This window comes from Pseudomonas sp. NPDC098747 (assembly GCF_044760045.1).
Lineage (GTDB): Bacteria > Pseudomonadota > Gammaproteobacteria > Pseudomonadales > Pseudomonadaceae > Aquipseudomonas.
In genome coordinates, this window is the sequence record NZ_JBIWAL010000048.1 from 37,120 (window position 1) to 45,317 (window position 8,198).

The window sequence follows — 8,198 nt, forward strand, 5'->3', positions numbered from 1 at the left end:
TCAGTCGACATCATTGTTGAACGACCAGACGCATTCGCGAGCAAGCTCGCTCCCACAGGAGGTCAGGGACATTCAAGACTGCGTGCGACATAGGTGCAACGGTCAGGCGCAGCCTAAACAGCTAATATGGCAGTTCAACGCTGTCGATTGTCTGAGATTTCCGTTTTATGCAAACCGCCTACACTGTCCTGATCTTGCTGATGCTGGTCAGCGTGTCGCGTCTGGTCGGACGGGTAATCCCGCTGCCGCTGCCTCTTGTGCAAATCGCCGCTGGCGCCCTGCTGGCTTGGCCGACCCTCGGTCTGCACGTGGCGCTGGATCCCGAACTGTTTCTGTTTCTGTTCCTGCCGCCGCTGCTGTTTTCCGATGGCTGGCGCATGCCCAAGCGTGAGCTGTGGCGCCTGCGCGGGCCGATCCTGACACTGGCTGTCGGGCTGGTGCTGTTTACAGTGGTCGGCGCCGGGTACTTCATTCATTGGTTGTTGCCGGCGATTCCACTGCCGGTGGCTTTCGCGCTGGCGGCGGTGCTGTCGCCAACGGACGCCGTGGCCGTTTCAGCCATTTCGCAAAATCGCCTGCCAACGCCGTTGATGCACATGCTGCAAGGCGAAGCGCTGATGAACGATGCGTCGGGTCTGGTGACGTTCAAATTCGCCTTGGCCGCTGCGGTGACGGGCGTGTTCTCGCTGGCCAACGCCAGTGTGACATTCGTGTTGGTAGCGCTCGGCGGTTTGGCCATCGGTGTTGCGTTGAGCTGGCTGGTCGGGCGTTTGCGGTCGTGGATGATCGCTCGCGGATGGGATGATCCGGCGACCCACGTCGTCTTCATGTTGTTGCTGCCGTTTGCGGCTTATGTGTTGGCCGAACGCCTTGGAGCCTCGGGCATTCTCTCGGCAGTGGCGGCGGGGATGATGCAGAGCTGGCTCGATCTGCTGCCGCGCCAGACCAGCACGCGATTGCTCAATCGCAGCGTTTGGTCGCTGCTGGAGTTCGCCTTCAACGGCTTGATTTTCCTCCTGCTCGGTCTGCAATTGCCGGACATCATCAAAGCGGTGGTCAGCCATGAGCCAACGCTGTGGCCGACGCTGTTTTATCGCTGTCTTGATGTGTTGGCGATTTTCCTCGCGCTGGTGCTGCTGCGGTTCATCTGGGTGCAGAGCATCTGGCGCTTGTCGGTGTTGTTGCGGCGTTTGCGCGGTAAAGGTGCTCTGACGCAAGTGCCGACCGCGCGATCCTGCTGGCTACTGACCGTCGGCGGCGTGCGCGGCGCAGTGACACTGGCGGGTGTGATGTCTGTGCCGATGTTGATGGGGGCGGACGCGTTTCCCGAGCGTGACCTGCTGATCTTCATTGCTGCCGGGGTGATTCTGTTGTCGTTGGTGTCAGCGTGCATCGCCTTGCCGCTGTTGCTGCGCGGCATCGAAAAAAGCCCTGACGACAAGCGTCGTCAGGAAGTTCGCGATGCCTGGCGCAAGACTGCCGAGGCCGCGATTCATGCGCTCGAAACCGAAGAGGCCAACCCGCAGGACGCCGCGCAAGCTGCGCTAGCGGCAGAACTGAAGGCGCGGATCATGTCCGAATACCGCCATCAACTGGACGTGTTCAACGATTCGGCGGAAGCCCAGGCGCTGGCGTTCCAGATGGATCTATTGGAACGCCGCTTGCGCCTCAAAGCGCTGCGGGCGCAGCGCCTTGAACTGTACAACCTGAGCCGTCTGCACCAGATCGGCGACGACGTACTCAGGGAAGTATTGGCGGATCTGGATCTGAGCGAAGCGAACCTCGGACAAGTCAGATAGGCGACTGCCCATAGTTGAGGGCAGGGTAAGTTTTTCTGGCAAACGTTTTGTCCCCAGCACTGAGCGTCAAGTTGAGGCCAACCGCCTGATCGCCATAGATCAGGTCGGTGGTTGGGTAGTGCATGATGGAGTCTTTGTCGTAATCGCCAAAGACGGCAGCATGCGGCAATTCAAGATCGAAAAGGTTGCTGTCTACGTCCTCCCTTTTCCAGCCATGGTGCTTAGCCAAATAGTCATAGGCCGCCTCCTTGTTCCAGGGGATGTTAGCCTGCGGATGCAAATGGGCATGATGGAAGCCCAAGGCATGGCCAAATTCGTGCTGGACCGTCTGGTCGAAATTCAGAGCGTCCGGGGCGAGGCCCAGAACCATTGTTGGTACGTCCACATCCTCTCTCAATGCGTCTGTCCCTATAAACGAGTAACTGTCCGTGCCTTGCAGGGCGATCCGGATCGCCCCAGGAGTGTTCTCAACCAATTCAAAGGCGAGACTGACGAAGGGTTCCCACTGCCGGATGCCTCGTTCGATTCGGTATTTCAGGACGTCAGGCAAATCCTGCATGAAAGAGAACGTGATAGTGCTGGCATTCTCCCAGAACTTGGTTGTGTAACCGACTGAGCGTTTTCGACGCGCTCCTGACATACGTTTACTGTCGTCCGCGAAGTGCTCGGAGTTACCCTTCGGTTGGGCCGTTCTTACGAAGTTGTAGTTGTGCATGCTCAATATCCTTATTGATTGTAAATACTCTTCTTCGATCCAGTGGACGTCGGAGATAAGCCGGCATTGAGCATAATGGGGTTTTGATTTATCGGGTTTTTTCGGTTGTAACTTTATGCACTGCAAATCCCGAGCGTTGTTCGGTCCAAGGCGTGGAGAGGGTGCATTCAGCCGCTCTTGAGTGACCTGAAGTGTCAGCAGGAACATTCCAGTGAAAGAGGAAAGTGTTTCCGGTTAACGTTACTTTGGAGTGGCCAAAGTCACGGGTGCAAGTTAGATCGAGCAAGGATGATAAGTAGGTGCGCACGTTGGAAATGCTGATTGCACTTCGGTTAATGCCCGCACCGGATTGCCCGGTGCGGGCGACTGATTACTGTTGGCGATTAATGAACGCGCGGATCCGCTGTGCCGCCTCAACGCATTCGGCAAGTGGTGCAACCAGCGCCATCCGTACCCGGCCAGCACCCGGATTGACGCCATCCACTTCGCGGGACAAATACGAACCTGGCACCACGGTCACGTGTTCTTCGGCAAACAGGTCCCGGCAAAATGCCGCATCGTCACCTTTCACGTTTGGCCACAAATAAAAGCTGCCATCGGGACGCTGCACGTCCATTACCGGGCTGAGGATTTCCAGCACCGCGTCGAACTTCTCGCGGTACAAGGCGCGGTTGGCGCGTACATGCTCTTCGTCATTCCATGCGGCAACGCTGGCCAGTTGGGTCTGAACCGGCATCGCGCAGCCGTGATAGGTGCGATACAGCAGGAACCCTTTGAGGATCTCGGCATCGCCGGCGACGAAGCCGGAACGCAAACCGGGCAGGTTCGAGCGCTTGGACAGGCTATGGAACACCACGCAGCGTTTGAAATCCTTGCGGCCCAGTTCGACGCACGCGCTGAGCAGTCCCGGCGGCGGTGTTTGCTCGTCGAAGTACAGCTCGCTGTAGCACTCGTCGGCGGCGATCACGAAGTCGTGTTCATCTGCCAAGGCAATCAGTTTTTTCAGGGTATCGACCGGAATCAGCGCGCCGGTCGGGTTGCCTGGCGAGCACAGGAACAGGATCTGGCAGCGCTTCCAGATGTCCGCTGAAACAGCGTCGAAATCCGGATTGAAGCCGTTATCGTCCAGGCAGGGCAGGTAGTGCGGCTTGGCGCCGGCCAGGAACGCCGCACCTTCGTAGATCTGATAGAACGGGTTCGGGCTGACCACCAGTGCATCGTCGCCACGGTTAACCACGGTTTGGGTGAAAGCGAACAGCGCTTCACGGGTGCCATTGACCGGTAGCACGTTACGAACCGGATCGATCCAACCGCTCGGCACGCCGAAGCGGCGTTCGCACCAACCTGCGATGGCTTCGCGCAGGGCCGGGATGCCGAGTGTGGTCGGATACACCGCCATCTGATCCAGATTGTTTGCCAGCGCCTCGGCGACGAAGCTTGGCGAACGGTGTTTCGGCTCACCGATGGACAGCGCAATCGGGCGCTTGTCCGGGTTCGGGGTCACGGTGCCGAGCAGTGCGCGGAGCTTCTCGAACGGGTAGGGCTGGAGCTGGTTCAGAGCGTTGTTCATCGGTGCGGGGTCTCGTGCAAAGCGGTTAAATCAGGTCGCGCATTCAAATACTGATACGCGAAAGATTGATATCGGGTTCATGGTTGACGCTCAACTGCTCGACAATCGCATCCTGCAAACGGCTGCACAGCAGCGGATCGGACAAAGGCTGGTTTTTCGCGTCAGTGATGAAGAACACGTCCTCCACTCGTTCGCCCAGCGTTGCAATCTTGGCGTTTTGCAGCGACAGGTCGAACTCCAGAAAGATTCCGCCGATCCGCGCCAGCAGGCCCGGTCGGTCCGGTGCGGTCAATTCCAGTACGGTGACCGGGCGTTGCGCGTCGTTGTGGATCGTGACCTGCGGCGCAAACGCGAAATGCTTGAGCTGGCGCGGCACTCTGCGCTGAATGATCGTCGGGTAGTCGTCCGGATTGCGCAGGGCGTCGGTCAAACCGTCGCGGATCTGCTTGATCCGCGCAGGGTTGTCGCCGATGGACTCGCCATCGTTGTCGAGCACGATGTAGGTGTCGAGGGTGAACTGGCTGCTCGACGTGATAACCCGGGCGTCGTGAATGTTCAGGTTGAGCTGATCCATGGCCGCCACGGTCACCGCGAAGAAGTCGTGCTGATCCGGCGCATAAATGAAGATCTGCGTGCCGCCCTCGAACTCGCGCTGGGTGGTTTCCTTGATCAACACCAGCGGCCCGCCATCGACGGGTTGCTGGAGGATCGCATCGCTGTGCCAGGCCACGTCGCCGGCGGTGTGGCGCAGGAAATAGTCGTCGCCCAGTTGCGCCCACAATTGTTCGACGTCGTCCGGGTCGGTGCCGCCGCGTACGAGGATGTCGAGAGCTGCGCTTTGGGTCTGGCGGATCTGCTCTTCGCGATCCACTGGGTTCTCCAGGCCGCGCCGCAAGGCGCGTTTGGTCTCGGTGTAGAGCTGGCGCAACAGGCTGGCGCGCCAGGAGTTCCACAGCGTCGGGTTGGTCGCGTTGATGTCGGCCACGGTCAGCACGTACAGATAGTCGAGACGGGTTTCATCGCCGACGGCCTGCGCGAAATCGTGGATCACCTGCGGGTCGGACAAGTCCTTGCGCTGGGCGGTGGTCGACATCACCAGGTGGTTCTGCACCAGCCAGACAATCAGGCGGCTATCCCACACCGGCAACTGATGGCGCTGGCAGAACGCCTCGGCATCGATCGCGCCGATCTCCGAGTGATCGCCATGCCGGCCCTTACCGATGTCGTGATACAGGCCGGCAAGATAAATCAGCTCGGGTTTCGGCAGCTTGGCCATGAGCTTGCTGGCCAGCGGGAATTTTTCCGACACCTGGGTGTACTGCAACTTACGCAGGTGTTTGATCAGGTTCAGCGTGTGTGCATCGACCGTATAGATGTGGAACAGGTCGTGCTGCATCTGCCCGACGATAAAACCGAACTCCGGCAGGTAGCGCCCGAGAATGCCGTAGCGGTTCATCCGTCGCAGATTGCGATGGATGCCAATCTTGCATTTGAACAGCTCGATAAACAGGCTGGTGTTGCGGATGTCGTTGCGGAAATCGTCGTCGATCAGGTGACGATGCTCGCGCAGCAGACGGATGGTGTCGGCGCGCACGCCTTTGATTTCCGGCTGCTGGGCCATCAGCACGAATATCTCGAGCATGGCGAATGGGGTGCGGCGGAACACATTGTCGTTGCGCGCTTCGATGTAGCCGTCATGTAGCTGGAAGCGCGAGTTGATTGGCTGCGGCGGCGCTTCGTCTTCCGGCGCGAGGATGACTTCCTCGAAGTGCTGGATGATCAGGTCGCTAAGCTGGGCGATGCTCATGACCACCCGGTAATACTGCTGCATGAAGTTTTCGATGCTGTGCTTGGCATCATCGCCTTCGAAACCCAGCAACGTCGCAATCGAACGCTGATGATCGAACAGCAGGCGGTCTTCGGACCGACCGGCCAGCATGTGCAGGGCGTAGCGCACTTTCCAGAGGAATTCCTGGGAGGAGGCGAGCAATGCATTTTCGCTTTCCACCAAAAAGCCTTCGCCGGCGAGGGCACGCAAATTCAGCGTGCCGTACTGACGACGGGCAACCCACAGAATCGTCTGAATATCCCGCAGACCGCCGGGCGAGCCTTTGACGTTGGGTTCCAGGTTGTATTCGGTGTCGTTGTACTTGTGGTGGCGCGCCTTCTGCTCGGTGCGTTTGGCCAGGAAAAACTCCTTGGCCGGCCACATGTGCGCGGTACTGGTGACGTCGAGCATGCGTTGGCGTAAACGCTCGGGACCGCTGATAGTGCGGCTCTCCATGAGGTTGGTGACCACGGTCAGGTCGGCGCGCGCCTCTTCGGCGCACTCATCCACCGAGCGAACGCTCTGACCGACTTCCAGGCCGATGTCCCACAGCAACGTGAGAAAACGCTCGATGGAATCGCGGAAAACTTCGTGATCGGCGCTGTCCAGCAGGATCAGCAAATCGATATCCGAATAGGGGTGCAATTCCCCCCGGCCGTAGCCGCCGACCGCGACCAGCGCGATGTCCGCGTCTTCGCTCCAGTTGAACTGCTCCCAAGCCTTTTGCAGGATGTTGTCGACGAACCAGGCACGGTCTTCGATCAGCCGACGAATATCACGACCGCTGCGAAAACGTGCGTCGAGCACCTCGCGAGCCTGGCGAATCGCCTTCTTGAATGCAGCGATGGGGCTCGCTTTCAGGGCCAGTTCCGCCTGGAACTGGCCACGGTCGAAGAGTTCGGGATCCACCTGCGGCATCGATTGGCTTTCCTTCTATAAGGCTGGGAGCGTTTGTGGATCAGGCCGAGATGCGTGGAATGGTGTCATCGGCACGCAGGGTGAAGATCTCGTAGCCGGTGTCGGTGACCAGCAGGGTGTGTTCCCATTGGGCCGAGAGCTTGCGGTCCTTGGTGATCGCGGTCCAGCCATCGCCCAAAACTTTGGTGTCGGCCTTGCCCTGGTTGATCATCGGCTCGATGGTGAAGGTCATGCCGGCCTTCAACTCCATACCCGTGCCAGCGCGGCCGTAGTGCAGGATCTGCGGTTCTTCGTGGAACACCTTGCCGATGCCGTGGCCACAGAATTCGCGAACCACCGAGAAACCATTCTTTTCGGCGTGTTTCTGAATGACTTCGCCGATGTCACCGAGGCGGCAGCCAGGCTTGACGATCTCGATCGCCTTGTACATGCATTCCTGGGTGATCTGCGACAGGCGCTCGGCCCAGACTGGTACTTCGCCGACGTGGAACATACGGCTGGTATCGCCGTGGTAACCGTCTTTGATCACGGTGACGTCAATGTTCAGGGTGTCGCCGTTTTTCAGCGGTTTGTCATTCGGGATGCCGTGGCAGACCACATGGTTGATCGAGGTGCAGATCGACTTCGGGTAGCCCTTGTAGTTGAGCGGGGCAGGGATGGCCTGCTGCACGTCGACAATATAGTCGTGGCAAATCTGGTTCAGTTGATCGGTGGTAATGCCCGGTTTGACGTGTTCGGCAATCATTTCCAGCACATCGGCGGCCAGTTTGCCGGCGACACGCATGCCAGCGATGTCCTCGGGAGTTTTGAGGTTGACGGTCATACAGGCTCTCTTTGCGCTCGGCGGCGCTTGCTGATACGGATCGGGTGGCAGGTGTGCGTTTTGCGACCCTGAAAAACGCGATTCTAACAGACGAAAGGAGCAAATCCGCGTCTGCGTGTATCGCTTCTGTCTATACAATGGTGCCCGCGGCGCCGATTCCAAGGGGGCTGCGCCCATGTCCTTGGTGCGATTGCAGATTTCAGGTTCCGTTTCTGCCCTCCCTGTGATATAAAATGCGCCGCTTTCCGGGGATACCCCGAAAGGCTTAAATCCACACACGTGTCGACACGATGACCTGGGTGCTTTTGGCTTTATGCCACTGGTTGGTCATTGGGATACGTGGAGGCCAAACCCGACTTATTAAGGAACTATCATGTCCCAAGTCAATATGCGCGATATGCTGAAGGCCGGTGTGCACTTCGGTCACCAAACCCGTTACTGGAACCCGAAAATGGGTAAATACATTTTCGGCGCGCGTAACAAGATTCACATCATCAACCTTGAAAAAACCCTGCCAATGTTCAACGAAGCTCTGACTTTCGGAG

At 58.6% G+C, this 8,198-nt stretch carries 6 protein-coding genes; 2 read left to right on the plus strand and 4 right to left on the minus strand.

Going from position 1 to position 8,198, the window contains the following annotated elements:
• The first annotated feature begins 167 nt into the window (after positions 1 to 167).
• Positions 168 to 1,799 carry a Na+/H+ antiporter gene (locus ACIQVE_RS23125; protein WP_402812659.1) on the plus strand — a complete coding sequence of 544 codons (1,632 nt, stop codon included), beginning with the start codon at positions 168 to 170 and terminating at the stop codon, positions 1,797 to 1,799.
• On the opposite strand, the gene ACIQVE_RS23130 is transcribed toward ACIQVE_RS23125, so the two are convergent.
• The 4 genes from ACIQVE_RS23130 to map form a co-directional block, all read right to left on the minus strand.
• The gene (locus ACIQVE_RS23130) at positions 1,792 to 2,514 is read right to left on the minus strand and encodes a M12 family metallopeptidase (protein ID WP_402812661.1); all 723 of its coding nucleotides are present in this window, start codon (positions 2,512 to 2,514) and stop codon (positions 1,792 to 1,794) included. The genes ACIQVE_RS23125 and ACIQVE_RS23130 overlap by 8 nt on opposite strands.
• A gap of 370 nt (positions 2,515 to 2,884) precedes the next feature.
• A complete protein-coding gene (dapC, locus tag ACIQVE_RS23135) occupies positions 2,885 to 4,084 on the minus strand; it encodes a succinyldiaminopimelate transaminase (RefSeq protein WP_402812664.1) in 1,200 nt (399 codons plus the stop codon).
• 43 nt (positions 4,085 to 4,127) lie between these two features.
• Positions 4,128 to 6,830: a [protein-PII] uridylyltransferase gene (locus tag ACIQVE_RS23140; protein ID WP_402812666.1), complete on the minus strand. Its 2,703-nt coding sequence runs from the start codon at positions 6,828 to 6,830 to the stop codon at positions 4,128 to 4,130.
• 40 nt (positions 6,831 to 6,870) lie between these two features.
• Positions 6,871 to 7,653 (minus strand): type I methionyl aminopeptidase, encoded by a 783-nt coding sequence (gene map, locus ACIQVE_RS23145; RefSeq protein WP_402812668.1) that lies wholly within the window; start codon positions 7,651 to 7,653, stop codon positions 6,871 to 6,873.
• 373 nt (positions 7,654 to 8,026) lie between these two features.
• Here map and rpsB point away from each other — a divergent pair.
• On the plus strand, positions 8,027 to 8,198 hold a 172-nt coding region (rpsB, locus tag ACIQVE_RS23150), incomplete at its 3' end, for a 30S ribosomal protein S2 (RefSeq protein ID WP_402812677.1).

What these genes read in the sequence shown, in the direction of transcription:
- ACIQVE_RS23125 (WP_402812659.1), top strand. Translation starts at nt 168, where the DNA reads ATGCAAACCGCCTACACTGTCCTGATCTTGCTGATGCTGGTCAGCGTG.
- ACIQVE_RS23130 (WP_402812661.1), bottom strand. Translation starts at nt 2,514, where the DNA reads ATGCACAACTACAACTTCGTAAGAACGGCCCAACCGAAGGGTAACTCC.
- dapC (WP_402812664.1), bottom strand. Translation starts at nt 4,084, where the DNA reads ATGAACAACGCTCTGAACCAGCTCCAGCCCTACCCGTTCGAGAAGCTC.
- ACIQVE_RS23140 (WP_402812666.1), bottom strand. Translation starts at nt 6,830, where the DNA reads ATGCCGCAGGTGGATCCCGAACTCTTCGACCGTGGCCAGTTCCAGGCG.
- map (WP_402812668.1), bottom strand. Translation starts at nt 7,653, where the DNA reads ATGACCGTCAACCTCAAAACTCCCGAGGACATCGCTGGCATGCGTGTC.